A 25,384-nucleotide genomic window follows, 5' to 3' on the forward strand; every position below is an offset into this window, starting at 1 on the left:
CGGCTCGGGCCGCGGCGGGGGCTCAGTTGTCCAGGAAGCTCCTCAGCTTCCGGCTGCGCGACGGGTGCTTCAGCTTGCGCAGGGCCTTCGCCTCGATCTGGCGGATGCGCTCGCGGGTCACCGAGAATTGCTGGCCGACCTCCTCCAGGGTGTGGTCGGTGTTCATGCCGATACCGAAGCGCATGCGCAGCACGCGCTCCTCGCGCGGCGTGAGCGAAGCCAGCACCCGTGTCGTTGTCTCGCGCAGGTTCGACTGGATCGCCGCGTCGATCGGCAGGACGACGTTCTTGTCCTCGATGAAGTCGCCGAGATGGCTGTCCTCCTCGTCGCCGATCGGCGTCTCGAGGGAGATCGGCTCCTTGGCGATCTTCAGGACCTTCCGGACCTTCTCCAGCGGCATGGCCAGCTTCTCGGCCAGCTCCTCCGGGGTCGGCTCGCGGCCGATCTCGTGCAGCATCTGGCGCGAGGTCCGGACGATCTTGTTGATCGTCTCGATCATGTGCACCGGGATGCGGATCGTGCGGGCCTGATCGGCGATCGAGCGCGTGATCGCCTGCCGGATCCACCACGTGGCGTAGGTCGAGAACTTGTAGCCGCGGCGGTACTCGAACTTGTCCACGGCCTTCATCAGGCCGATGTTGCCTTCCTGGATCAGGTCCAGGAACTGCAGGCCGCGGTTCGTGTACTTCTTGGCGATCGAGATCACGAGGCGCAGGTTCGCCTCGATCATCTCCTTCTTGGCCTGCCGGGCCTCGCGCTCACCCTTCTGAACCATGTTGACGATGCGGCGGTACTCGCCGATCTCCAGGCCCGTCTCGGAGGCGAGGTCGAGGATCTGCGCGCGCAGCTCCGTCACCTGCCTCGAGCCCTTCTCGACCAGGTTCTTCCAGCCCTTGCCGCCCAGCGTGCCGACGCGCTCCATCCAGTTCGGATCGAGCTCGTAGCCCTGGTAGTGGCGCAGGAACTCGTCGCGGGCGACGCCGTGGCTCTCGGCGAAGCGCATCAGCCGGCCCTCGTGGCCGATCAGCTGCTTGTTGATCGAGTAGAGCTGGCCGACCAGCGCCTCGATGCGGTTGTTGTTGAGCGAGAGGGACTTCACGTCGGCGACGACGATGTCCTTCAGCTCGGCCTGCTTCTGGTCCTGAGCCGGGGTGTTCTGCGTGCCGGCGGCCTTTCGCTCCGTCCCCTCGGTCTGTGACTTGCGCAGCTTGCGGTAGTTGGCGGCGATCGCATCGAAGGTCTCGAGGACCCGCGGCTTGATCTCGGCTTCCATCGCGGCGAGCGACACGTTGTTCTCGAGGTCGTCCTCGTCGTCGCCACCCTCGGGGGGCGCCGGCGCCTCGGCATCCTCGGCCTCCTCGCCCTCGGTCAGCTGAGGCGCGTTCTTGCCGTCGGGGCCCGCGTAGGTCGCCTCCAGATCGATGATGTCGCGCAGGAGGACCTTGCCCTCTACGAGCTCGTCCCGCCAGATGATGATCGCCTGGAAAGTCAGCGGGCTCTCGCACAGGCCCGCGATCATCGCCTCGCGGCCGGCCTCGATGCGCTTGGCGATCGCGATCTCGCCCTCGCGCGACAGGAGCTCCACCGAGCCCATCTCGCGCAGGTACATGCGCACCGGATCGTCGGTGCGGTCGGTCGGCTCCTTGGTCGTGGTGGCGACCGTGACGGCGCGCGCCGGTGCGACCTCGGCGACTTCGCCGCCCTCGGCCTCCTCCTCCTCGCCCTCGGCCGCCTTCTCGCCAGCCGCGGCCTCGTCGGTCTCCTCGGCCTCGACGACGTTGATGCCCATCTCGGAGAGCTGCGACAGCACATCCTCAAGCTGGTCCGGATCGGACTGGCCCTCGGGCAGAACCTCGTTGACCTCCTCGTAGGTCACATAGCCGCGCTTCTTGGCGAGCTTCACCATCCGCTTGACCGAAGCATCCGTCAGGTCGAGGAGCGGCCCGTCGGTCTGCTGCTCGGGGGCAGCGTCCGTCTCGTCCCGTTCCGTTGCCTTCGTCGCCATGATCAGCCTATTGTTTCGTGGGCGGCGCGCTGCGGAGGCCCTTGAGAGGCCGGTCCACGCCAGCGACACCGCGGTACGGGATCGGCGCCGGATCGCTCCGTCGCCTTGAGTCGTCGGTATCCGTATGCAAGCCTGAGGCTTGACCGATTGTTAACTAAGGCGGGCCGCTCCTCATCGCCACCGCCAGCCCATACCGCCATGACACAGCCGTCAGGCGGCCGTCGAGTCGCTCGACACCGGCTGTTCGGCCTCAGCCTCGGCGGCGATGACGGTCTCCAGCCTCGCCTTCACTTCGCAGAGCCATGCCCACCCGGCATCGGTCGGATCGTTCTCAAACGCCTGCCGTGCTTCGCGAAGTTCGCTATGTAGCGCTCCTGCCTGCCGGTGCAAGATCATCGCCTGTCGGAGCGCATCTGCGCGCTGCGCGGGATCGGCATGCGGAGCGACGGTATTGCGGTCCCGCGAGCGCGCCAGAGCGAGGATGCGCTCTGCCGCGGGCTTCAAGCCGGCGCGGATGATGCGGTTTTGCAACACCTCCGGATCCGTGCGCTCATCCTCGGCCGCGCAGGCCAGGAGGACCGACAGGACCGCCTTGGCATCCGGATCCTCGAAGTCGAGTTCGGCGATCTCCTCGGCGAACTCGGCGAGCATCTCGGGATGCGCGAGCAGGGTGCCGACGATCACCGCCTCGCGCACCGGCGCCGCGCCGGTGAAGCCCGCGGATGCCGTCACCGACGCGCTCGGGCTGCCGGTGATGCGGGGCGAGACCGGTTCCCCGGGGCGCACGAAGCGGGTCCGTCCCCCACGGGGCGACGGCCCGGCCGCACGCGCGTTGCGGGGCGACAGGCTGCGCAGCCGCTCCTCGATGTCGTCGCGGTAGTAGCGCCGCACAGTCTCGTCGCGGATCGTCGCGACGGTGGTGCGCAGGGTCTGAGTCAGGCCGGCGCGCCGCTCCGGCGTATCGATCGATCCAGCCTCGACGGCGCGGCGCCAGAGCAGTTCGGACAGCGGTAGGGCCGCGTTGAGCACCTGATCGATCGCCCCCGGCCCGCCGGAGCGCAGCAGATCGTCGGGGTCCTGCCCGCCGGGCAGCAGCGCGATCCGCAGAGACCGTCCGGGTTCGAGGAGTGGCAGCGCGATGTCGAGCGCCCGGAAGGCGGCCCGCTGGCCGGCCTTGTCGCCGTCGAAGCACAGGATCGGCTCGTCGGCATGGCGCCAGAGCAGGCCGAGCTGGTCCTCGGTGAGGGCGGTGCCCAGCGGCGCCACGGTCTCGGGATGACCCGCGAGCGTCATGGCGATGACGTCGACATAGCCCTCGACCGCGATGATCGAGCCGCGATCATGCGCAGCCTTTCGGGCGCCGTGCAGGTTGTACAACGTCCGGCCCTTGTGGAAGAGCGGCGTCTCCGGCGAGTTCAGGTACTTGGCGCGGACGTCCTTCGAGAGCGCCCGCCCGCCGAACGCCACCACCCGGCCACGGGTGTCGGTGATCGGAAACATCACACGGTCGCGAAAATAATCGTACGGGACCGAGACGCCCTCCCCGGCCGCCAGAAGCCCCATCTCGACCATGAGATCCTTCTCGACGCCCTGGCCGGCCAGATGATCGCGCAGGGCGTAGCGGTCGTTCGGGGCGTAACCCAGCCGAAACGCCTGCTGGGTCTCGCGTTGAAGAGCCCGGCGCTCGAGGTAGGCCCGGGCCTCACTGCCCTGGTTCGAGAGCAGACGCTCCTCGAACCAGCGGGCGGCCATCTCCATCACCTCGATGGCGCCGGCGCGCTTCCGTTCGCTGGCCCGGTTGTCCTCGGTCGGCGCGGGGAGGCTGACGCCCGCCTCCCCAGCCAGCCGCTCGACCGCCTCGGGGAAGCTCAGGCCCTCCGTCTCCATCAGGAAGGTGAAGATGTCGCCGTGCTTGGAGGAGGAGAAGCAGTGATAGAACTGCTTCTGGTCGTTCACGTAGAAGGACGGGGTCTTCTCGGCATTGAACGGCGACAGGCCCCGCCATTCCCGGCCGGCCTTCTTCAGCTGCACGCGCCGCCCGACCACGGAGGAGGCCGGTAGCCGGGCACGGATCTCTTCCAGGATGTGGGGCGGATAGCGCACGGGGCCTGGGAAGGTTTACGGGACCGCTGAGTATAGCGTGCCGGGCGTGCCGGAGTCCCACCGCCTCTACCGGATTCGGAAGGGCCGGGGATTATGGGGATAGCCTCACCCCTTTGCGGCAAGCGCCGCCTTCACCAGCCCGCTCGCCTTGCCGAAATCCATCCGGCCGGCATAGGCGCCCTTCAGGGCGGCGATCACCTTGCCCATGTCCTTCGGGCCGGCGGCGCCGGTCTCGGCGATCGCCGCGTCGATCGCCGCCTGCGTCTCGGCCTCGTCCATCTGCTTCGGCAGGAAGCTCTCGATGATGGCGATCTCGGCGCGTTCGTTGGCGGCGAGTTCCGGGCGGCCGCCCTGCTCGTAGACGCTGGCCGATTCGGTGCGCTGCTTGATCATCTTCTGGAGCAGCGACAGGATCTCGTCCTCGGAAATCGGGTCCTTGCCGTTGCCGCGGGCCTCGATGTCCCGGTCCTTGAGGGCCGCCTGGATCATCCGGACGGTCGCGAGCCGCTCCTTGTCGCCGGCCTTCATGGCCTCCTTCATTTCGGTGGTGAGGCGCGCGCGCAGCATGGGGATGAACCTTCTTTCGGTCGAAACGGTCGGGCTGGCCTGCGATTTGCGGATCTGCCCTGTGATAAGCAGACGTTGAGCCCTGCGGAGGGCGGAGCCACATTGACCCCATCGCGGGCCGCTCGCTAAGAGCGCCGCACACGATCATGCCGCAAGCCGAGAGCGCCGCAACCCGGCGCCCGCCTTCGGCCGGACATAAGCGAGACTGGCCCCATGCTGCAAGACGCCGCCGCCCCCGACGCCACGGCGCCCGAGCCGTGGGCCGAGCCCGTCGCCACGGCTCTTCTGGTCCTGGCCGACGGCACGATCCTGGAGGGCTTCGGCATCGGCCAGACCGGGATCGCCGACGGTGAGGTCTGCTTCAACACGGCCATGACCGGCTATCAGGAGATCCTGACCGACCCGTCCTATGCCGGGCAGATCGTCACCTTCACCTTCCCGCATATCGGCAATGTCGGGACCAATGACGAGGATCTGGAGAGCCTGGAGGCGGCCCCGGCCTCCGGCGTGCGCGGCACCGTGATCGCCTCGGCGGTGACGAAGCCCTCGAACTGGCGCTCCTCATCCCATCTCGACGGCTGGCTCAAGGCCCGCGGAATCGTCGGCATCACCGGCGTCGACACCCGGGCGCTCACCGCCCGCATCCGCGACCAGGGCATGCCGAACGCCGTGATCGCCAACGACCCCGAGGGCCGGTTCGACCGGGAGACGCTGAAGGCCCGGGCCGCCGCGCTCGCGCCGATGGAGGGGCTCGATCTCGTGCCGCCGGTGACGAGCCGCGCGCCGTCCGAATGGTCTGAGACGGTCTGGGCCCTGGGCAACGGCTACGGCAAGCGCGCTGCCGGCGAGGGCCTGAAGGTCGTGGCGATCGATTACGGCGTGAAGCGCAACATCCTGCGGCTGCTCGCCCAGGCCGGCTGCGACGTCACCGTGGTGCCGGCCACCACGACGGCTGACGAAATTTTGGCACTGAAGCCTGACGGCGTGTTCCTGTCGAACGGCCCGGGCGACCCGGCTGCAACCGGCGCCTACGCGGTGCCGGTGATCCGCAAGCTGCTCGACGCGAAGGTGCCGACCTTCGGTATCTGCCTCGGTCACCAGCTGATGGGCCTCGCGCTCGGCGGTCGGACCGTGAAGATGGGCCAGGGCCACCACGGCGCGAACCATCCGGTGAAGGATAAGACCACCGGCAAGGTTGAGATCGTCTCGATGAACCACGGATTCGCAGTGGATCCGGCGAGCCTGCCGGAGACCGCAGTCGAGACCCACGTCTCGCTGTTCGACGGCTCGAATTGCGGCCTGACGCTGATCGACCGCCCGGCCTTCTCGGTGCAGCACCACCCGGAGGCCTCGCCCGGCCCGCGCGACAGTCACTACCTGTTCGAGCGGTTCGTCACGCTGATGCGCTCGGGCGAGCCGGAGACCGCGGCGAAAGCCTGATCGGTCCCCGGTGCGATCCCAATCGGGCCCCGCCGGGGCCATAAAATCCGCGAAATCCGCCGGCTTAAGAGACCCACGACGGCCATGAGCGGCGGCGCATCCGCGCCCGCCGGCACCGGTTCCGTCGCAGGGGAATGCCGGATGACCATCGACGAAGCGCGCGACGATTTCTCCCGCCTGCACCGCAGCTTCACATTCCATCTCGGCGTCGCCGTGGGCCTCTCTTGGCTGACCGCTCTCACCGCGGCGTTCTATGCCCCGTGGGTGCGCAACATCCGCGCGCTGATCGACCCGGCTGGCGGTCTGGATCGGGTCGAGAGCACGGTGTCGTACCTCTTCGCCCTGCCGGCTGTCCTCGCCCTGGCCTGGGTGTCCCTGTATTTCGGCCGCGAAGCGCTGCGCCGTGCGCAGACACTCTCCAACGTGGCCGTCGAGTTCGCCGCCGCAGCGTTGGTGGCTTTCGGGGTGTTCTATCTCTCGATCGACCGGGCCGTGGCCGCACTCTACGCGACCTTCTGAGGGGGGATCTGCCACCCCGATTCTGTCACCGCGCTATCTGGAAAAGCAGCTCGAACCGCTTGGCGGCGAGCGTGCCATGCTGGCTTGCCTGGGCGACCTCCAGGTTCTCCGGCCTGTCGCCGCACTGGATCGGGCCGACCATGCCCATGAGGGTGTGCGGCGCCTATCTGAAGCCGTAGAGGCCGGCCTTTCCGAAGGTCACGGTCTGCTCCGTGCCTGCCACGGTCTCAAAGCGCGGCGCGCCTTCGGGTGCCATGCCCTGAATCGGCTCGGCGTTGTGCCCTGTGCCGGTCGGCACGAACCGGATTGTGGCGCATGGCTGAATATTAACACAGGCGGGATCGCAGGCCGTCATTTTGGTGGAATCGTTGTTCGGCGTCTTCGCGACGGATTCCGAGGCGTTCGATCCCAGGATTGAGCCGATGGGCGACGCTTCGGCTCCGTTGCTTCCAATGATCATTGTCAAACGCGAGGCGACTTCTTATCGATTGACGGGAAGAACGATCGCGGAGGCCTTACGGGCTAGGGTAAAGCCCGGGAGGCGGTCGATTAACTGAGCGATCATTTCTGAAGTTGTCGAACCTATGCGTTGGCGATGGTGGGATGCGCCTTGTGCGCGCTTGCGTTGCGCATTCGCCCTGGCCTTCCAAAGCGTGGACGGCCCGTGTAAACGCGGGGCTCAGCGATAATCCCGCCACGCGCGTCCGGGTGCAGGGTTCAGGCCCTGCCCGATCGGGCGCGCTTGGCCTGAAAAGGCCCCCGATGCCCAAACGCGCCGACATCTCCTCGATCCTGATCATCGGTGCGGGTCCGATCATCATCGGACAGGCCTGCGAGTTCGATTATTCCGGAACCCAGGCCTGCAAGGCGCTCCGCGAGGAGGGCTACCGCATCGTCCTGGTCAATTCGAACCCCGCCACGATCATGACCGATCCGGACATGGCGGACGCGACCTATGTCGAGCCGATCACGCCGGAGATCGTCGCCAAGATCATCGAGAAGGAGCGCCCCGACGCGATCCTACCGACCATGGGCGGCCAGACGGCGCTGAACTGCGCGCTCTCGCTCCAGAAGATGGGCGTGCTCGCCAAGTACGGTGTGCAGATGATCGGCGCCACCGCCGAGGCGATCGACAAGGCCGAGGACCGGAGCCTGTTCCGCGACGCCATGACCAAGATCGGGCTCGACACCCCGAAATCGGCTCTGGCCAACGCGTCCGCGGCCAAGAAGGCGGACCGCGAAAAGTACCTCGCCGAGGTGGCGCGCATCGAAGCCGGTAATACGGAGCCGGAGGCGCGCCAAGCCGCGTTGAAGGCCTTCGAGAAGATCTGGATGGCCGGCGAGTCCGACCGGCGCAAGCGCTACGGCGAGCACGCCATCGGGCAGGCGCTGATCGCGCTGGCCGAGGTCGGCCTGCCGGCGATCATCCGCCCGTCCTTCACCATGGGCGGCACCGGCGGCGGTATCGCGTACAACCGCGAGGAATTCCTCGATATCGTCGAGCGCGGCATTGACGCCTCGCCGACGAACGAGGTGCTGATCGAGGAGAGCGTGCTCGGTTGGAAGGAGTACGAGATGGAGGTCGTTCGCGACAAGAACGACAACTGCATCATCGTCTGCTCCATCGAGAACATCGACCCGATGGGCGTGCATACCGGCGACTCGATCACCGTCGCCCCGGCGCTGACGCTCACCGACAAGGAATACCAAGTGATGCGCGACGCATCACTGGCGGTGCTCCGTGAGATCGGCGTCGAGACCGGTGGCTCGAACGTGCAGTTCGCGATCAACCCCGAGAACGGGCGGATGATCGTGATCGAGATGAACCCGCGCGTCTCGCGCTCCTCGGCGCTCGCCTCAAAGGCCACCGGCTTCCCGATCGCGAAGGTCGCGGCCAAGCTGGCGGTCGGCTACACGCTGGACGAGATCGCCAACGACATCACCGGCGGCGCGACCCCGGCCTCGTTCGAGCCGACGATCGACTACGTGGTCACCAAGATCCCGCGCTTCGCCTTCGAGAAATTCCCGGGCGCCGAGCCGACGCTGACCACCGCCATGAAGTCGGTGGGCGAGGCCATGGCGATCGGCCGGTGCTTCGCGGAATCGCTTCAGAAGGCGCTCCGCTCGCTGGAGACCGGCCTGACCGGCCTCGACGACATCGAGATCGAGGGGCTCGGCAAGGGCGACGACCACAACGCCATCAAGGCGGCGATCGGCACCCCGACCCCGGACCGGCTGCTCAAGGTCGCGCAGGCCCTGCGGCTCGGCGTCAGCCACGAGCAGGTCTACGCCTCCTGCAAGATCGATCCGTGGTTCCTGGAGCAGCTTCAGGCGATCATCGATCTGGAGAATCGGGTAAAGGCCCACGGTCTGCCGGGAACGGCGGGCGCCTTCCGTCAGCTCAAGGCGGCGGGCTTTTCCGACGCGCGCCTTGCGGTGCTGGCCGGTCTTGAGGAAGCCGAGGTGCGGGCCAAGCGCCGGGCGCTGGCGGTGCGGCCGGTCTTCAAGCGGATCGACACCTGCGCGGCCGAGTTCAAGTCGCCCACCGCCTACATGTACTCGACCTACGTGGCGCCCTTCGCCGGCACGGTGGCCGATGAGGCGTTTCCCTCCGACCGCAAGAAGGTCATCATCCTCGGCGGCGGCCCGAACCGGATCGGCCAGGGCATCGAGTTCGATTATTGCTGCTGCCACGCCTGCTTCGCCCTGTCGGATGCCGGCTACGAGACCATCATGGTCAATTGCAACCCGGAGACGGTCTCGACCGACTACGACACGTCCGACCGGCTCTATTTCGAGCCGCTGACCGCCGAGGACGTGCTGGAGATCATCGAGACCGAGCGGCAGGCCGGCACCCTGCACGGCGTCATCGTGCAGTTCGGCGGCCAGACCCCACTGAAGCTCGCCCGGGCGCTCGAGGCCTCGGGCGTCCCGATCCTCGGCACCTCACCAGACGCCATCGACCTCGCCGAGGACCGCGACCAGTTCAAGCGCCTCCTCGACAAGCTCGGCATGAAGCAGCCGAAGAACGGCATTGCCTACTCGGTGGAGCAGAGCCGGCTGGTGGCGGCCGATCTCGGCCTGCCCTTCGTGGTGCGCCCGAGCTACGTGCTCGGCGGCCGCGCCATGGCGATCATCCGCGACGAGACGCAGTTCGCCGACTACCTCCTCGATACGCTGCCGAGTCTGATCCCCTCCGAGGTGAAGGCCCGCTACCCGAACGACAAGACCGGCCAGATCAACACGGTGCTGGGCAAGAACCCGCTCCTGTTCGACCGCTACCTGTCGGACGCTGTCGAGGTCGATGTCGATGCCGTCTGCGACGGCAAGGACGTGTTCATCGCCGGCATCATGGAGCACATCGAGGAGGCGGGCATCCATTCCGGCGACTCGGCCTGCTCGCTGCCGCCGCGCTCGCTCTCGCCCGAGATCATGGCTGAGTTGGAGCGGCAGACGAAGGCCATGGCGCTGGCGCTCAATGTCGTCGGCCTGATGAACGTCCAGTACGCGATCAAGGAGGGACTTATCTACGTGCTGGAGGTGAACCCCCGCGCGTCGCGCACGGTGCCGTTCGTCGCCAAGGTGATCGGCGAGCCGATCGCCAAGATCGCCGCGCGGGTCATGGCCGGCGAGCCGCTTGCAACCTTCGGGCTCAAGCCCAAGACCCTGCCGCATATTGCGGTCAAGGAAGCGGTCTTCCCCTTCGCGCGCTTCCCCGGCGTGGACGTGCTGCTCGGCCCGGAGATGCGTTCCACCGGTGAGGTGATCGGGTTGGATGCGAGCTTCGGTGTCGCCTTCGCGAAGAGCCAGCTCGGCTCGGGCACACAGGTGCCGAAGGCAGGGAGTGTGTTCGTCTCGGTGCGGGATGCCGACAAGGCCCGCATCCTGCCGACCATGAAGCTCCTGTCGGATCTCGGCTTCACCATCGTGGCCACGGGCGGCACCCAGCGCTATCTGGTCGAGAACGGCGTTCCGGCGGAGCGGATCAACAAGGTGCTCGAAGGGCGGCCGCACGTCGTCGATGCGATCAAGAACGGCGGGATCCACCTCGTCCTCAACACCACCGAGGGCGCGGGTGCGCTTTCGGATTCACGTTCGCTCCGGCGCGCGGCCCTCTTGCATAAGGTGCCGTATTACACCACTCTAGCCGGCGCAGTGGCCGCGGCCGAGGGGATCAAGGCCTATCTAGAAGGCGATCTCAAGGTCCGCGCGTTGCAGGAATACTTCGCGGCCTGAGCCTCAGGGTCCCGCTGACTTTATCTCGTGGCCCGGAGAGAGTGCTGCACTCTCGGCCGGGCCTCTTCATTGTGGCGCGAGACGATGGCGATAGACAAGGTTCCGATCACGGTGCGCGGCTTCGCAGCCCTCGAAGAGGAGCTGAAACACCGCCAGCAGGTGGAGCGGCAGCGCATCATCCAGGCGATCGCCGAGGCGCGTGCCCTGGGCGATCTGTCCGAGAACGCCGAGTACCATGCCGCCAAGGAGGCGCAGTCCCACAACGAGGGCCGCGTCATGGAATTGGAGAGCATGATCGCGCGGGCCGAGATCATCGACGTCACGAAGCTCTCGGGCAGCAAGATCAAGTTCGGCGCCACCGTGAAGCTCGTCGATGAGGATACGGAGGAGGAGAAGACCTATCAGATCGTGGGCGAGCCGGAGGCCGACGTGCGCTCCGGCCGGGTCTCGATCACCTCGCCGATCGCCCGGGCGCTGATCGGCAAGGGCGTCGGCGACACCGTCGAGGTGACGACGCCCGGTGGCGGCAAGTCCTACGAGGTCGTCGCCGTCCAGTACGGCGCTTGAGGGCATGCCCTTGCGCTTCTGGGGCCGGCTCGCCGGGCTGATCCTCCTCGCCGCTGCGGGCTCCGCGGCGGCGGACGATTTCCCGGCGACCGCGCGGTTCTCCGATATCCGCGTCGACGTGCGTCCGCTTCGCGACAAGGGCGGAGGTCTTCAGGCGGAGGCGCTGGCGGCCGACCTGACCGAAGCCCTGCGCAAGAGTTTCGCGGACCGGATCGGCGGACGCGGGCCGCGCCTCGTCGTGGTGGTGAGCGGCCTGTCGCTGCGGCCCTATGCCGGCAGCGGCGCGCGGCCGGGCCTGGGCGGCAACTTCCAGACCGATTACCTGGAGGGCGAGGCGCTGCTGGTCGGGCCGAAGGGCCAGATCCTCGGCCGGCACCCGCAGATGACCGCGACGCCGTCGAGCTACGGTGGCGCGTGGTACGCCCGGGACTACGAGGGGCGCCGACTGGCGGCGATCGCCGACATCTACGCCCAGTGGCTCGCGCGGGATCTCCCGCGGGATTGACGGGCCTTTCGCTGCATCCGGTCCGTGGAGCCGGTAGCGCTGCCGTCCCATCCGCTATCCGAAGTCAGCCCGCGGCGTTGCGTTTCCGGTGAGGAGCATGGCAAGCATCGACGTGACAGAGGCGAAATCCGCCGCGCGCAACCGCCCCGACGCGCGATCTGAACCCCTGCCCGAACTGGCCCGCGCCCGCGCCTGGATCATCACGGACGGCAAGGCCGGTGACGAGAATCAGTGCGTCGGCATCGCCGAGACGCTGGGCATCGCATTCGAGATCCGGCAGGTGCCGGCGTCCGGGCCGTTCGGCTGGATGGCGCCCTGGGGGCCGATCGACCCGCGCGAGGGCCCGCGGCGCCGCGCCGGTGCCCTGTCGGGTCCCTATCCCGACATCCTGATCGCTTCGGGACGCCGGTCCGTGCCGTATCTGAGGGCCGTGCGGCGCGCCACGGGCGGGCGCACCTTCACGGCCTTCCTCAAGGATCCGCGCACCGGCGCGGACAGCGCCGACTTCATCTGGGTGCCGGATTACGACGATCTGCGGGGGCCCAACGTCTTCACGACCCTGACGGCGCCGCACCTCGTGACCGCGGAGCGCCTAGCTGCCGCCCGCGCCCGGCCGGATCCGCGCCTCGCGCGTCTCGACGGGCAGCGGATAGCCGTGCTCGTCGGGGGCGACAGCCGGCACCTGAGCTATCGCAAGACCGACATGATCCGCCTCGTCGAGGACCTGCGCTCCCTGGTGGATCAGGGCTGCCGGCTCATGGTGACGATCTCGCGCCGGACCCCCGATCCGCTGCGGAACGCCGTGAAGGCCCTGGCCGCCGAAACCGGTGGCTTCCTCTGGGATGGCAGCGGCGAGAATCCCTACGTGGCCATGCTGGCTTTGGCCGAGGCGATCGTGGTCACCTCCGACTCGGCCAACATGGTGAGCGAGGCCGTGGCTACCGGTGCACCGGTCCTGCTGTTCGACCTTCCACGTACCTATATCCGGCATCGGCGGATGTTCGCCGGGCTGGCGATCGCCGGAGCTCTCCGGCCCTTTACCGGTCAGTTGGTGGATCTGTCGTACAAGCCGATCGATGCGACGCCGGTGATCGCGCAGGCGCTCGCGACAGCTTACGCTGCGCACCGCACGGCCGACCGCGCCTGAGGAGACCGAGAGATGGCCCATACCCACGCCAAGCTGGTGATCGTCGGCTCGGGGCCGGCCGGCTACACGGCGGCGATCTACGCGGCCCGTGCCATGGTGGAGCCGCTGCTGATCTCGGGCTTCCAGCCGGGCGGCCAGCTCATGATCACCACGGATGTCGAGAACTATCCGGGCTTCGCCGAGGCGATCCAGGGTCCGTGGCTGATGGAGCAGATGCGGCTTCAGGCCGAGCATGTCGGTACCCGCATCGTCTCCGAGTACATCACGAAGGTCGATCTCAAGCAGCGGCCGTTCCGGCTGGAGGCCGATTCGGGCGAAACCTATTCCTGCGACGCGCTGATCATCGCCACCGGCGCCCAGGCCAAGTGGCTTGGAATTCCGTCCGAGGCGACCTTCCAGGGCGGCGGCGTCTCCGCCTGCGCGACCTGCGACGGCTTCTTTTTCCGCGGCAAGGAGGTCGTGGTGGTCGGCGGCGGCAACACCGCGGTCGAGGAGGCGCTCTACCTCGCCAACATCGCCAGCAAGGTGACGGTGGTCCACCGCCGCGATTCGTTCCGGGCCGAGCGGATCCTTCAGGAGCGTCTGTTCAAGCACCCGAACGTCGAGGTGCTCTGGCACCGGGAGATCGCCGAGATCTGCGGCGTGCAGAAGCCCGCGCCGGGCGTCACCCATCTTCGGCTGAGGGATCCGCGCTCCGGCGAGATCAGCGAGGTGAAGGCTGACGGCGTGTTCGTGGCGATCGGCCATCAGCCGGCGACCGCGATCTTCGAGGGGCAGCTGCCGATGCGCCACGGCGGCTATCTCAGTGTCAAGCCCGGCACCACGGAGACAGACATCCCCGGCGTGTTCGCGGCGGGCGATGTCACCGACGACGTCTACCGCCAAGCGATCACGGCGGCTGGGATGGGCTGCATGGCTGCGTTGGAAGCGGAGAAATTCCTGGCCAACCTCGAGATCGGCGAGAGCCCGGTTCAGGCCGCGGCCGCCGAGTAGGGCGTTCGGCGCCGATCCTGCCACGTGCGGTTGTGGTGGCCGTGTCGACAGAGGATCATGCACCGAATTCCTGATCGGCACGCTTGCGCTCGATCATGCGCCGAGTGCATAGGAGTGTCGACTGCGCCGGGATGCATCGCACGCATACCCGCGCGGAGCCGGTCGTGGAGCTCCACCCTCGGCGCCGCGCAACTCGCCCGGTGATCCGTCCGCTGCGCCACCCGTTCGCCTTGTCCCGGCGCCGCGTCTGGGCTCGCACTGGTAGGGGTTCTTGCCTTGGACTGGGATAAGATCCGGATCTTCCTGAACGTCGCCGAGGCGGGCAGCTTCACCAAGGCGGGCGACGATATCGGCCTGAGCCAGTCTGCAGTGAGCCGCCAGATCAGCGCCCTGGAGCGGGAGCTGAAGGCGCCGCTGTTTCACCGCCACGCACGAGGCCTGCTCCTTACCGAGCAGGGCGATCTGCTGTTCCGCGCTGCCCGGGACATGAAGCTGCGCCTGGAGAATACCCGCGCGCGCCTCGTCGAGACCGCGGAGCGGCCGACCGGCGATCTCAAGGTCACGACGACCGTCGGGCTTGGCACGTCCTGGTTGTCCCAGCGGGTCGGTGAGTTTCTCGACCTCTATCCGGACGTGCGCATCGAGCTGATCCTCACCAACGAGGAGCTGGATCTCGCAATGCGCGAGGCGGACGTGGCGATCCGCATGCGCCGCCCGGCCCAGCCCGACCTGATCCAGCGGCGGCTGTTCACCGTCCACTACCATGCCTTCGCGAGCCAGGATTACGTCAAGCGCTTCGGCGAGCCCAAATCGGTGGACGACCTCGACGACCACCGCCTCGTCTCGTTCGGCGGCAATGAGCCGTCCTACCTGCTCGCCGCCCATTGGCTGGCCGATGCCGGCCGTGAGGGGCGGGACCGGCGTCAGGTTCACCTGACGGTCAACAATATCGGCGCCTTGCAACGCGCCATGGAAGCCGGCGCCGGCATCGGGATCCTGCCCGACTACGCGGTGGACGGTGACCAGCAGCTCGTGCAGGTCCTGCGTGAGACCGAGATGCCGAGCCTGGAGAGCTACCTCGTCTACGCGGAGGAGATGCGCTCGGTCGCGCGGGTCCAGGCGTTCCGCGACTTCCTCGTGACGAAGGCGCAGCGCTGGACCTACTGACGGGCGCTGGGGCGGCTCAGACGAAGAGCCGCTCGCCCTCCAGGCCCTTGTAGAGTCCCGCGACCTGTTCGCCGTAGCCGTTGTAGATCAGAGTCGGCACGCGTTCGTCGGTGCCGAGCACCCGCTCGGTCGCCTGGCTCCAGCGTGGATGTGGCACCGCCGGGTTCACGTTCGCCCAGAAGCCGTACTCGGAGGCCTGCAGTCCCTCCCAGAAGGTCTTGGGCCGGTCGGCCGTGAACGAGATCTTCACGAGCGACTTCGCCGACTTGAAGCCGTATTTCCACGGCACCGCGATGCGGATCGGCGCGCCGAACTGGTTGGGCAGCGGCTTGCCGTAGACGCCCGTCACCACGAAGGCGAGGTCATTGCCGGCCTCGGCCAGCGTCAGGCCTTCGGTATAGGGCCAGGGATAGTAGAAGGCGCGCTGGCCCGGCGCCATCGCCTTGTCCATGAAGGTCTCGAAGCGGATGTACTTTGCCCCCGAACTCGGCTTGGCGAGGGCCACGAGCTTCGCGAGCGGGAAGCCCGTCCAGGGAACCGCCATGGACCACGCCTCGACGCAGCGGTGGCGGTACAGCCGCTCCTCCAGGCCGACCTTCCGGATCAGGTCGTCCACACCGATCTCGAACAGCTTCTCGACCAACCCGTCGATCTTCAGGGTCCAGGGCTGGGTCTTGAGCGCATTCGCGGCGGGCAGCACGGTCTTGGACGTGCCGAACTCGTAAAAGTTGTTGTAGTCGCCGCTGAACCGTTCAGGCGTCACCGGCCGATCGAGGGTGTAGGCGGGGTTCCGCGGGGCTGGGTAAAGGGATGGATCACCCGCGGCCGCCAGGGCGGCCCGGCCGCCGATGAGCGAGCCGGCCGCGAGCCCGGCCGCGCCGCCGATCAACGCACGGCGATTCAGGAACAAAGCCTCCGGGGTAGCCAGGTGCTCCGGGAGCTCCCATCCGTGCTTGCGCTTGATCAACATGGCCGCCTCTTCGGGTTTCCCGCGCCTACACCCCACAGATCGGCCCAGGCCGACAGGGCTGCAAGCGCCGCAGCCTCACCTTTCGGCGAGGGCGGCGGAGCGGTTACGCGTCCAGGCGTCGCGGGGCCGGATCACGTTTCCGGCGTCTCGTCCCGCAGCATCCGCCGCAGCACCTTGCCGACATTGGTCTTGGGCAGGGTCTCGTGGAGCACGATCTGCCGGGGGACCTTGTAGCCGGTGAGCTGCGTGCGCGCGTGGGCCCGGATCGCCTCGGGTGCGAGCGACGGGTCCTTCAGCACCACATGGGCCACCACCATCTCGCCGGTCTCCGGGTGCGGGGCGCCCACCACCGCGCATTCGAGCACGCCGGGATGGGCCGCGAGCACCTCCTCGACCTCGTTCGGATAGACGTTGAAGCCGGAGACGAGGATCATGTCCTTCATCCGGTCGACGATCTTGATCTGGCCATCCGGCAGCATGATCGCGACGTCGCCGGTGCGGAAGAACCCGTCCGCCGTCATGGCTCGGGCGGTCTCCTCCGGCCGGTTCCAGTACCCGCGCATCACCTGGGGCCCGCGCACGCAGATCTCCCCCGGCTGGCCGGGTGAGACCGCCTGGCCGGTCACGTCGCGGATCGCGACCTCGGTCGATGGCAGCGGGAAACCGATCGTGCCGGAGAACGCGCGCATCCCCCGCGGGTTGGCGGAGACGACGGGTGAGGTCTCCGAAAGGCCGTAGCCCTCGATGATCGTGTTGCCGGTGAGCGCCTTCCAGCGCTCGGCGACCGCGCGCTGGACGGCCGTGCCGCCGCCGACCACGAAGTCGAGCTTCGAGAAGTCGACCGTCCCGATCTTCGGGTGGTTGATCAGCACGTTGAACAGTGTGTTCACCCCCATGAGACAGGTGAAGCGCGTGCGGCTGAGCGTCTTGACCATGCCGTCGCAGTCGCGCGGATTGGGGATCAACAGGCACGATCCGCCGCTGCGCATGAATTGGAAGAAGCACGCGGTCAGCGCGAAGATGTGGTAGAGCGGCAAGGCCGTCACGGCGCAGCGCTCGACGCTCGGATCCTTTGAGTCGAACCAGAGCTGCGACTGCTCAACATTCGCCATGATGTTGCGGTGGCTTAGCATTGCAGCCTTCGCGACGCCGGTGGTGCCGCCCGTATATTGCAGGAAGGCGAGATCCTCTGGGCCGACCTTGGTCGTGGCCCGGGGCAGCGTGCGACCTTGGCGCAGGACGGCGGCGAACGGCAGAGCCAGACCCTCCGGCAGCCGGAACGGCGGCACCGCCTTGCGCACGTGCCGGCTGGCGAGATTGATCACGCGGCCCTTCAAGCCGAGACCGTCGCCGGGACCGACCAGGACGACGCGGTCCAGGGCGAGATCCGGCAGGGCGGACGCGACCGTGGCGCCGAAATTCTCCAGTACGATCAGGGTCCGCGCCCCGGAATCGTTGAGCTGCTGCGTGAGCTCCCGGGGCGTATAGAGCGGGTTGGTGTTCACGATGGTCCCGCCCGCCAGCAGGACGCCAAAGATCGCCACCGCGTAGGCCGGCACGTTCGGCAGCATGATGGCGACCCGGTCGCCCTTGGTGATCCCCTTCGCCTGGAGCCAGGCTGCGAGGTCGCGCGCCTGCCGGCTCAAGGTGGCGTAGGTCATGGCTGAGCCGAAGCACAGCATCGCCGGCCGGTCGGCGAAGGCGGTCGCGCTGGTCTCGAACAGGTCGACCAGGGTGCCGAGGCGCGCCACGTCGATCTCGGCGGGTACGTTCGGCGGATACGATGCCAACCAGGGCCGAGCCACTTCGCCGCCGATAGACGGGTCCGGCATCCGTTGCGACGGCACCGCCTGCGCGCCGTGGTCGATCACGTTCGCCTCATGCATCGGGAAGCCTCCCCCGGGCCCGGCTCTCCTTGGCCGAGTCCCTCAACGCAGAACGACCCGACTGTGCGGGAACGGCGGGCGCCTCGCAAGGCGGTCGGCTCAGGAGGCCGGACGAAGCCGGCGCAGTGTCGTCATCGCGGCATGCGGCAAAGCGGCAACGATGAGCAGGAGCGCGGCGAGGCCGGCCTCCTCGGCGCGCAACGCCCGGTGGGGCCAGGGGCCGAGACCGAGGGAGCCAAACAGACCGATCACGGCCGCGCCGAACCAGAGGGTCAGGAAGGCGAGCGCCCCCGTGCCGAACCGCCGGAGCCGCGGCCGCAACGGCCGGTTCGCCGCGATCGCGAAAAGGCCGAGGATGCCGCCGAATAGGGCCGCCGCCGCGCCGGCGCCGAGCCCGTAGGCCAGCCAGAGGGGCTGATGGGTCAGGAACGCCATCCCGCCTGTGGCGAAGCCGGCGCGCAGGATCACGCCGCCGAAGGTTGGATAGAGCCCGGCCAGAAGCAGGATGGCCGCGCCCACGAGGCCGAAGGCGATGCGGCGTAGGAACGAGGCCGGTCCCGGCCCCGCGGCCACGCGGGCGAGATGCGCCAGTCCGTAGACGAGGGCGAAGACGAAGAGCGGGTAGCGGCCGGCGAAATAGCCGTACACCCAGGGCTCGACGGCCTCCGGAAGGGCCGAGCGCTGGCTGAGGCCGGTGGCGGTGACGACGCCCAAGGCGAGCAGCATGGCCAGGATCGGCCCGGACGCCGCCAGAAACGACGCGCCGGAATGCGGCTCGGAAGCCCGAGTCATGCCGGCCGGATCAAGCGCTTTCGGCGGCGCAGGCCTCATGCTGTGCTCCGAGCCGCCGCGTGCGCGTGGACGCGCCCAACTCTACTTCGCCTCGTAATGATCCCGGACCAGCCGGTCGAGCAGGCGCACGCCCCAGCCGGCGCCCCAGCTGCGATTGATCTCGCTGGCATTCGACGACATCGCCACGCCCGCGATGTCGAGATGCGCCCACGGCACCTCCTCGACGTAGCGCTTGATGAACGAGGCCGCCGTCGCCGCGCCGCCGTGGCGGCCGCCGGTGTTCTTCATGTCGGCGAACTTCGAGTCGATCGCCTTGTCGTAGGCGGGGATCAACGGCATCCGCCAGACCTTCTCGCCGGTGGCCTCGCCGGCGGCGTGGATGTGGCCCGCCAGCGTGTCGTCGTTCGAGAACATCCCGGCAATGTCCTGGCCGAGGGCCACGATGATCGCCCCGGTGAGCGTGGCGAGGTCTACCATCGCCTTGGGCTTGAAGCTGCGAACCACGTGGGTGATCACGTCGGCCAGCACGAGCCGGCCCTCGGCGTCGGTGTTGATCACCTCGATGGTCTGGCCCGACATCGACGTGACGATGTCGGAGGGGCGGTAGGCGCCGCCGTCGGGCATGTTCTCGACGATGCCGATGGCGCCGACCACGTTGCAGCGCGCCTTGCGGGATGCCAGCGCATGCAGCGCCCCGACGACGGCGGCCGCGCCGCCCATGTCGCCCTTCATGTCCTCCATGCCGCCGCCCGGCTTGATCGAGATGCCGCCGGAGTCGAAGATCACGCCCTTGCCGATCAGCGCGACCGGTGCCTCGCCGGCCTGGCCGCCGTTCCAGCGCATGATCACGACGCGCGGCTCACGGACGGACCCCTGCGCCACGGCCAGCAGCGCGCCCATCCCGAGCTCGCGCATCCGGGCGGGCTCCAGCACCTCGATCTCGACGCCGAGCTTGTCGAGCTCCGAGGCGCGCTTGGCGAACTCCTCCGGGAAGAGCACGTTCGGCGGCTCGTTCACGAGGTTGCGGGCCAGGATCACGCTGTCGGCGAGCGTCCGGGCACCCTCCCCCTCACTTGTAGCGGCGGCGTGGTCGGGCAGAAGCAGGGTCAGCGACGTCCCGGCCTTGTCCTCGGCATCCGGCTTCTTCTTGGTCTTGTACTGGTCGAAGGTATAGCTGCGCAGGCGCGCGCCGAGGGCGAATTCGCCGGCCTCCCGGGCGGATACGACCGCCCCCGGCCAGTCGAGCACCACCCGGGCCTTGCGGCCCGAGACCTTGCCGGCCGTGAAGCCGCCGAGCGCCGGCCAATCGGTCTTCGCGCGGTCCTTGTCGGAGCCGAGGCCCACCACGACGAGGCGGTCCGCCGCGATGCCGGCGGGCGCCGGCAGGCTCAGGGCGCTGAGGGAGCGGCCCTTGAATTTCTCCGATGCGGCCGCACGGGCGACCAGCTCCGCCCCCGCTCCCCCGAGGATCTCCCGGGCCGCCGACCCGAGGGCGAGATCGTCGCCCAGGAAGACCACGAGATCGCCGGATCCACCCGGGCCCGGCCCACTCTTTTCCAGGGGGCCGAAACCGATCTCGATACCGTCCGCCATACCGGTTGCCCTGCCCACTTGTCCGGAGCCGCACATCGAGGCCGCGCGCTGCCGCGCCCCCATCCGCCCTGTGTAGCCGCTGAGGCGGAGAACGCAACGCGACGCGACAGCCCTGGAATCGCCCCTTTTATCGGGTCCCTGCCGCGCCGGGGCGCGATGGAACGGGCAGGACTGCCGGGCCGATGAGGCAGATCGAGCGCTACATCTTCCGGATCGCCCTGGGCGCCACCCTGGCCTGCCTGATCGGGCTGACCGGCACCATCTGGCTGACGCAGGCCCTGCGCGAGCTCGACCTCGTGACCGCCAAGGGCCAGACGCTGCTCGTCTTCCTGTTCATCACGGGATTGTCGCTGCCGACCCTGATCGTGGTGATCGCACCGGTCGCCCTGTTCATCGGCACGATCTACGCCCTCAACAAACTCAACGGCGATTCCGAGCTGATCGTGATGTCGGCGGCCGGTATGCCGCCGCGGGCGCTCCTGCGCCCGTTTCGCCGGCTTGCGGTGATTGTCAGCGTCCTGGTGGGGTTCCTGGTGGTGGTCGTCATGCCGGCGAGCTTCCAGGAGCTGCGCGACGTCATCACCCGGGTGCGCGGCGACTTCATCGCGAACGTCGTCAAGGAGGGGCAGTTCACCCAGCTCGACAACGGCATCACGTTCCATTTCCGCGAGCGCGGGCCGGGTGGCACCCTGAAGGGCCTGTTCATTCAGGACCGCCGGGAGGCCGGCAAGACCAAGGTCTACCTCGCCGACCGCGGCAACGCCGTCGACATCGATGGGCAGAGCTACCTGATCCTGGAAAATGGCAGCGTCCACCAGCAGCAGAAGGACTCACGGGATTCCTCGATCCTGACCTTCGAGCGCTACACCATCGACCTCGCGGCCTTCGCACCTCCGGATTCCGATACGATCTACAAGCCGCGCGAGCGCTCGACGACGCAGCTCCTGTTCCCCGATCAGAGCGAGGGCTACTACAAGCTCCAGAAGGGTCGCTTCAGGGCCGAGCTGCACGACCGGCTGTCCGCCTGCCTGTACCCGCTGGCGCTCGCCTTCATCGCGTTCGCGGCTCTGGGGGATCCGCGCACCACCCGCCAGGGGCGCGGACTCGCAATCGCCGGGGCGATCCTCGCGGTCGTGGCTTTGCGGATCGCGGGCTTTGCGGCGGTCAGCGCTGCGACGCGCAGCCAAGCCGCGGTGGCGGCGGTCTACGGCGTGCCGCTGCTCGCCATCCTCCTGTCCTGCGTCCTGATTTTCTGGGGGCCGAAAGTGCGGGCCTTCAACGGCGCGGTGGCGCGGTGGCTGCGGAGCCTGCTGCCCGGCCGCCGCCTCGCCCCGGCGACCTGACCCAGCCATGTTCATCGGTCCGACCCTGGGGCGGTACTTCGCCGCCCAGTTTGCCCGCACGGTGCTGGGCGTCTTCGTCACCGTCTTCGCGCTGGTCTACACCCTGGACTTCGTCGAGCTGCTGCGCCGCGCCGGCGAGACCCAGGGGGCTTCCACCGGTCTGATGGCGCAGCTGTCCCTCTACCGCACCCCCGCGGTGGCGGAGGGCGTGCTGCCCTTCGCGGTCCTGTTCGGCTCGATGGCGGCCCTGCTCCAGCTCTCGCGCAAGCTGGAGCTGGTGGTGGCCCGGGCGGCCGGCATTTCGGCGTGGCAGTTTTTGCAACCGGGGATCTTCGTGGCGCTCGCCCTCGGGGCGGCGGCGGTCGGGATCTACAATCCGGTCTCGGCGCTGCTGAAGCAACGCTCCACCGAGATCGAGGCCAAAATCTTCGCCAAGGCCACGAAGGCCAGTTCCGGCAAGGACCTCTGGATCCGCCAGAAGGGCGTCGACGGCGAGGCGATCCTGCGCGCCGAGACCGCTATCGAGGGCACCACGACCCTGTCGGGTGTCTCGGTCTTCGCCTTCGACGCGGCCGGCAAGTTCGTCGACCAGCTCGTGGCCGCCCAGGCCACGCTCCACGACGGCTACTGGGAACTCTCCGATGTGCGCGTTCTCACACCGGACGCGCCGCCTGAGTCGTTCGACACCTACCTGATCGCCTCGAATCTCGACCCTGGGCAGGTCCGACAGCGCTTCACCCCCCCGGAATCTGTGCCTTTCTGGCAACTTCCCACAACGATCGCACGGACCGAGCGGGCCGGTTTGGACGCCACCCAATACCGCCTTCAGTACGACGTCCTCTGGGCGCGACCGATCCTCTTCGTTGCGATGGTGCTTGTCGCTGCAACCGTTTCCTTACGGTTCTTCCGCTTTGGTGGGGTCGGCAAACTCGTCCTCGGTGGGGTCGCGGCCGGCTTCGCCCTCTACGTGGTCCGACAGGTCATGGAGGGGCTCGGCGCGTCCGGACTCGTGGCCGCACCGGTGGCGGCCTGGTTCCCCGCCGTGGTAGGCAGTCTTCTCGGTACGCTCACGCTTCTGTACCAGGAAGACGGCTGAGACCCGCGATCCCTCGCGGGCAGGGAGACCGGTTGTGGGATTGGTGGCGGTTATCGTCACAGGGGTTGGGACACGCGTTGCGTAAGGTCGCCGACATCCTGCGGAAGGCGGGCCTCCTGGCCATGCTGGCGCTCGCCGCGCCGCTGGCGGGTGGCCTGTCGGCGCATGCCCAGGGCCTGCCCGAGCTTCGGACCGGCAAGCCCGGCGACAAGCTCCTCGTCGAGGCCGATGAGCTGATCTACGACAACGACCACAGCACGGTGACCGCCCGCGGCAATGCCGAGCTGCATTATGGACCCCGGACGCTGCAGGCCGACCGGGTGCGCTACGACCGGAACACCGGCCGCGTCTTCGCCGAGGGCAATGTCCGCCTCACCGAGGCCGATGGCGGCGTGGTGACCGGCGCACGCATGGAACTGACCGACGATTTCAAGACCGGCTTCGTCGACGCCTTCCGCGGCCAGCAGACGGTGCAGCGCAAGTTCGAGACCGTGCGCACCCGCTTCTCCGCCCCCCGGGCCGAGCGCCTGAACGGCGAGCAGACGAGCTTCGAGTCGGGCAGCTATACCGCCTGCGAGCCCTGTAAGGACAATCCCGAGACGCCGCCGCTCTGGCAGATCAAAGCCAAGAAAATCATTCACGACAACGAGACCCACACGGTCTACTTCGACGATTCGACCCTCGAACTCGCCGGCATCCCGGTCGCCTACCTGCCGTATTTCGAGGCGCCCGACCCGACCGTGAAGCGGAAGACCGGCTTCCTGACGCCGCGCTTCGTGAGCACCACGGCGCTCGGCACCGGCGTGTCGCTCCCCTATTTCGTGGACCTCGCGCCGAACTACGATCTGACCCTGACGCCGACCGTGCTCAGCCGCCAGGGCCTGCTGGCGCAGGGCGAGTTCCGACAGCGGGTCGATAACGGCTTCTACAACCTGCGCCTGTCCGGCATCTCGCAGACGACGCCCTCGGCCTTCCTGCCGAGTCCGCTCGGCGCCGGCGAACGCGACTTCCGCGGTTCGGTCGAATCCGAGGGCCGCTTCTACATCAACCCGCGCTGGCGCGCCGGCTGGGACCTCGTCGGCGTCACCGACAAGTGGTTCCTCGACAATTACCGGATCCGCAACCAGAACATCACAACGGATTACTTCCGCGAGGCGACCTCGACCGCCTTCCTGATCGGCCAGGGCGACCGCTCGTGGTTCGAGGCGCGGGGCTACTACTTCAAGGGACTGTCGAGCTTCGACTGGCAGAAGCAGCAGCCGATCGTGGCGCCGGTGATCGATTACGACAAGCGCATCAACGGCCCCGCCGAAATCGGCGGCGAGGTGCGTTTCCAAGCGAACATCACCAGCTTGAACCGCGAGACCACGCAGTTCCAGGGCCTGCCGCGCACGGCGAGCTACCTGTTCTCGCCGAGCGTCAACGGCGTCAGCTTCCCGCTCTACCAGACCTGCACGGTGTTCCAGCGCGGCACCTGCGCGATCCAGGGGCTGGCCGGCAACAACACCCGCGCCTCTGCGGAGCTCTCCTGGCGGCGCAGCTTCATCGACGATATCGGCCAGAAGTTCACGCCCTTCGCCTATCTGCGCACCGACGCGTTCTTCGACAGCACGAATTTCTCCGGCTACCAGAACAACCTCGTCCCGCAGATCGCGCATGTCGACCAGGGCTTCGCCGGCCGGGTGATGCCGGCGATCGGCCTCGACTACCGCTACCCGTTCGTTGCCAATTTCGGCGCGCTCGGCGTCCACACCCTGGAGCCGATCGGCCAGGTCATCGCGCGCCCCTCCGAGACGCGGATCGGCCGCCTGCCCAACGAGGACGCGCAGAGCCTCGTCTTCGACGACACGTCGCTGTTCGAGTGGGACAAGTTCTCGGGGTACGACCGGGTCGAGGGCGGCGTGCGCACCAATCTTGGCGGCCAGTATTCGGTGGTGACGCCGTCGGGCTGGTACGCGAACGTGCTGTTCGGCGAGTCGATTCAACTCGCGGGCGTGAATTCGTTCCGTCGCGGCGACATCGCCGATGTCGGCCTCGATTCCGGCCTGGAGACGCGGCGGTCGGACTTCGTGAGCCGGTTCCAGGTCTCGCCGAACCAGAACATCACGTTCATCACCCGGGCTCGGTTCAACCAGTCCGATTTCCACGTCGCGCGCCTGGAGACCGGCGCGACGGCCCGGTTCGCGCCCTTCCTGCCGCTGACGCTCTCGGCCTTCTACTCGTACTACGAGGCGCAGCCGCTGCTGGGCTACAGCCACTACCGCGAGGGCGTCACCGCCACTGCGACCTACAACATCACGCCGAACTGGTTCGTGACCGGCTCGCTGCTGGTCGATCTCACGCACTACCTCGACGTGCGCAACACCTATCAGGACGCGCTGACCAGCTACCTCGCGAACCCGGTCGGCACGGTGCCGGTCTATCAGAACCCGGGCCGGTTCTACCTTTCGGGGGC

The 25,384-nt window shown here is 68.1% G+C and carries 20 protein-coding genes; 11 read left to right on the top strand and 9 right to left on the bottom strand.

The genetic code is table 11. From position 1 onward, the window contains the following. Window positions 1-22: 22 nt before the first annotated feature. The 3 genes from rpoD to MKK88_RS20395 all read right to left on the bottom strand — a co-directional run bounded on the left by rpoD (window position 23) and on the right by MKK88_RS20395 (window position 4,675). Window positions 23-2,005: an RNA polymerase sigma factor RpoD gene (gene rpoD, locus MKK88_RS20385; RefSeq protein ID WP_244002904.1), complete on the bottom strand. Its 1,983-nt coding sequence runs from the start codon at window positions 2,003-2,005 to the stop codon at window positions 23-25. 210 nt (window positions 2,006-2,215) lie between these two features. After that, entirely contained in the window at window positions 2,216-4,108 is a 1,893-nt protein-coding gene (dnaG, locus tag MKK88_RS20390; protein ID WP_244002905.1) for a DNA primase, read from the bottom strand. Between the two features lie 105 nt (window positions 4,109-4,213). After that, window positions 4,214-4,675: a GatB/YqeY domain-containing protein gene (locus tag MKK88_RS20395; protein WP_244002907.1), complete on the bottom strand. Its 462-nt coding sequence runs from the start codon at window positions 4,673-4,675 to the stop codon at window positions 4,214-4,216. Between the two features lie 213 nt (window positions 4,676-4,888). On the opposite strand from MKK88_RS20395, the gene carA reads away from it, so the two are divergent. Beyond that, on the top strand, window positions 4,889-6,115 hold the full coding sequence (gene carA, locus MKK88_RS20400) for a glutamine-hydrolyzing carbamoyl-phosphate synthase small subunit (RefSeq protein ID WP_244002909.1): 1,227 nt from the start codon (window positions 4,889-4,891) through the stop codon (window positions 6,113-6,115). A gap of 141 nt (window positions 6,116-6,256) precedes the next feature. Further along, window positions 6,257-6,634, top strand: coding sequence for a hypothetical protein (locus MKK88_RS20405; RefSeq protein ID WP_244002911.1), 378 nt, complete (start codon window positions 6,257-6,259; stop codon window positions 6,632-6,634). Window positions 6,635-6,659: 25 nt separating this feature from the next. On the opposite strand, the gene MKK88_RS33905 is transcribed toward MKK88_RS20405, so the two are convergent. After that, on the bottom strand, window positions 6,660-6,782 hold the full coding sequence (locus MKK88_RS33905; RefSeq protein ID WP_279602425.1) for a hypothetical protein: 123 nt from the start codon (window positions 6,780-6,782) through the stop codon (window positions 6,660-6,662). Between the two features lie 15 nt (window positions 6,783-6,797). Next, on the bottom strand, window positions 6,798-7,100 hold the full coding sequence (locus MKK88_RS20410; protein ID WP_244002913.1) for a hypothetical protein: 303 nt from the start codon (window positions 7,098-7,100) through the stop codon (window positions 6,798-6,800). 296 nt (window positions 7,101-7,396) lie between these two features. Here MKK88_RS20410 and carB point away from each other — a divergent pair, with 296 nt between their 5' ends. From carB to MKK88_RS20440, 6 genes are all read left to right on the top strand, one after another. After that, entirely contained in the window at window positions 7,397-10,870 is a 3,474-nt protein-coding gene (gene carB, locus MKK88_RS20415) for a carbamoyl-phosphate synthase large subunit (protein ID WP_244002915.1), read from the top strand. Between the two features lie 90 nt (window positions 10,871-10,960). Continuing rightward, complete coding sequence (greA, locus tag MKK88_RS20420; RefSeq protein WP_244002949.1) at window positions 10,961-11,437, top strand: transcription elongation factor GreA; 477 nt, start codon at window positions 10,961-10,963, stop codon at window positions 11,435-11,437. 4 nt (window positions 11,438-11,441) lie between these two features. After that, complete coding sequence (locus tag MKK88_RS20425) at window positions 11,442-11,942, top strand: hypothetical protein (RefSeq protein ID WP_244002917.1); 501 nt, start codon at window positions 11,442-11,444, stop codon at window positions 11,940-11,942. Between the two features lie 97 nt (window positions 11,943-12,039). After that, window positions 12,040-13,089, top strand: coding sequence for a mitochondrial fission ELM1 family protein (locus MKK88_RS20430; protein ID WP_244002919.1), 1,050 nt, complete (start codon window positions 12,040-12,042; stop codon window positions 13,087-13,089). Between the two features lie 12 nt (window positions 13,090-13,101). Continuing rightward, window positions 13,102-14,082 (top strand): thioredoxin-disulfide reductase, encoded by a 981-nt coding sequence (gene trxB / locus MKK88_RS20435; protein ID WP_244002921.1) that lies wholly within the window; start codon window positions 13,102-13,104, stop codon window positions 14,080-14,082. A 276-nt stretch (window positions 14,083-14,358) separates the two neighbouring features. Further along, entirely contained in the window at window positions 14,359-15,249 is an 891-nt protein-coding gene (locus MKK88_RS20440; protein WP_244002923.1) for a LysR family transcriptional regulator, read from the top strand. Window positions 15,250-15,265: 16 nt separating this feature from the next. On the opposite strand, the gene msrP is transcribed toward MKK88_RS20440, so the two are convergent. The 4 genes from msrP to MKK88_RS20460 form a co-directional block, all read right to left on the bottom strand. Beyond that, window positions 15,266-16,219 (bottom strand): protein-methionine-sulfoxide reductase catalytic subunit MsrP, encoded by a 954-nt coding sequence (msrP, locus tag MKK88_RS20445; RefSeq protein WP_244002924.1) that lies wholly within the window; start codon window positions 16,217-16,219, stop codon window positions 15,266-15,268. 131 nt (window positions 16,220-16,350) lie between these two features. Then, entirely contained in the window at window positions 16,351-18,105 is a 1,755-nt protein-coding gene (locus tag MKK88_RS20450) for an AMP-binding protein (protein ID WP_244002927.1), read from the bottom strand. A gap of 99 nt (window positions 18,106-18,204) precedes the next feature. After that, the gene (locus tag MKK88_RS20455) at window positions 18,205-18,936 is read right to left on the bottom strand and encodes a hypothetical protein (protein WP_244002929.1); all 732 of its coding nucleotides are present in this window, start codon (window positions 18,934-18,936) and stop codon (window positions 18,205-18,207) included. Window positions 18,937-18,978: 42 nt separating this feature from the next. Then, the gene (locus tag MKK88_RS20460) at window positions 18,979-20,490 is read right to left on the bottom strand and encodes a leucyl aminopeptidase (RefSeq protein WP_244002930.1); all 1,512 of its coding nucleotides are present in this window, start codon (window positions 20,488-20,490) and stop codon (window positions 18,979-18,981) included. A gap of 182 nt (window positions 20,491-20,672) precedes the next feature. On the opposite strand from MKK88_RS20460, the gene lptF reads away from it, so the two are divergent. From lptF to MKK88_RS20475, 3 genes are all read left to right on the top strand, one after another. After that, window positions 20,673-21,833, top strand: a complete 1,161-nt coding sequence (gene lptF / locus MKK88_RS20465) for an LPS export ABC transporter permease LptF (protein WP_244002931.1) — start codon at window positions 20,673-20,675, stop codon at window positions 21,831-21,833. A 7-nt stretch (window positions 21,834-21,840) separates the two neighbouring features. Beyond that, complete coding sequence (lptG, locus tag MKK88_RS20470) at window positions 21,841-22,929, top strand: LPS export ABC transporter permease LptG (RefSeq protein ID WP_244002932.1); 1,089 nt, start codon at window positions 21,841-21,843, stop codon at window positions 22,927-22,929. 77 nt (window positions 22,930-23,006) lie between these two features. Beyond that, a partial coding sequence (locus MKK88_RS20475) for an LPS-assembly protein LptD (protein WP_244002933.1) occupies window positions 23,007-25,384 on the top strand: 2,378 nt, incomplete at its 3' end.

Origin of the sequence: Methylobacterium sp. E-005 (assembly GCF_022829725.1) — a bacterium.
GTDB lineage: Bacteria > Pseudomonadota > Alphaproteobacteria > Rhizobiales > Beijerinckiaceae > Methylobacterium.

Bases quoted from the DNA above. Each gene is read 5' to 3' on its own strand.
- MKK88_RS33905 (WP_279602425.1), bottom strand. From the start codon at position 6,782: ATGGGCATGGTCGGCCCGATCCAGTGCGGCGACAGGCCGGAGAACCTG.
- lptF (WP_244002931.1), top strand. From the start codon at position 20,673: ATGAGGCAGATCGAGCGCTACATCTTCCGGATCGCCCTGGGCGCCACC.
- msrP (WP_244002924.1), bottom strand. From the start codon at position 16,219: ATGTTGATCAAGCGCAAGCACGGATGGGAGCTCCCGGAGCACCTGGCT.
- MKK88_RS20455 (WP_244002929.1), bottom strand. From the start codon at position 18,936: ATGAGGCCTGCGCCGCCGAAAGCGCTTGATCCGGCCGGCATGACTCGG.
- carB (WP_244002915.1), top strand. From the start codon at position 7,397: ATGCCCAAACGCGCCGACATCTCCTCGATCCTGATCATCGGTGCGGGT.
- lptG (WP_244002932.1), top strand. From the start codon at position 21,841: ATGTTCATCGGTCCGACCCTGGGGCGGTACTTCGCCGCCCAGTTTGCC.
- MKK88_RS20405 (WP_244002911.1), top strand. From the start codon at position 6,257: ATGACCATCGACGAAGCGCGCGACGATTTCTCCCGCCTGCACCGCAGC.
- carA (WP_244002909.1), top strand. From the start codon at position 4,889: ATGCTGCAAGACGCCGCCGCCCCCGACGCCACGGCGCCCGAGCCGTGG.
- trxB (WP_244002921.1), top strand. From the start codon at position 13,102: ATGGCCCATACCCACGCCAAGCTGGTGATCGTCGGCTCGGGGCCGGCC.
- MKK88_RS20425 (WP_244002917.1), top strand. From the start codon at position 11,442: ATGCCCTTGCGCTTCTGGGGCCGGCTCGCCGGGCTGATCCTCCTCGCC.
- MKK88_RS20460 (WP_244002930.1), bottom strand. From the start codon at position 20,490: ATGGCGGACGGTATCGAGATCGGTTTCGGCCCCCTGGAAAAGAGTGGG.
- MKK88_RS20450 (WP_244002927.1), bottom strand. From the start codon at position 18,105: ATGCATGAGGCGAACGTGATCGACCACGGCGCGCAGGCGGTGCCGTCG.
- MKK88_RS20395 (WP_244002907.1), bottom strand. From the start codon at position 4,675: ATGCTGCGCGCGCGCCTCACCACCGAAATGAAGGAGGCCATGAAGGCC.
- MKK88_RS20430 (WP_244002919.1), top strand. From the start codon at position 12,040: ATGGCAAGCATCGACGTGACAGAGGCGAAATCCGCCGCGCGCAACCGC.
- rpoD (WP_244002904.1), bottom strand. From the start codon at position 2,005: ATGGCGACGAAGGCAACGGAACGGGACGAGACGGACGCTGCCCCCGAG.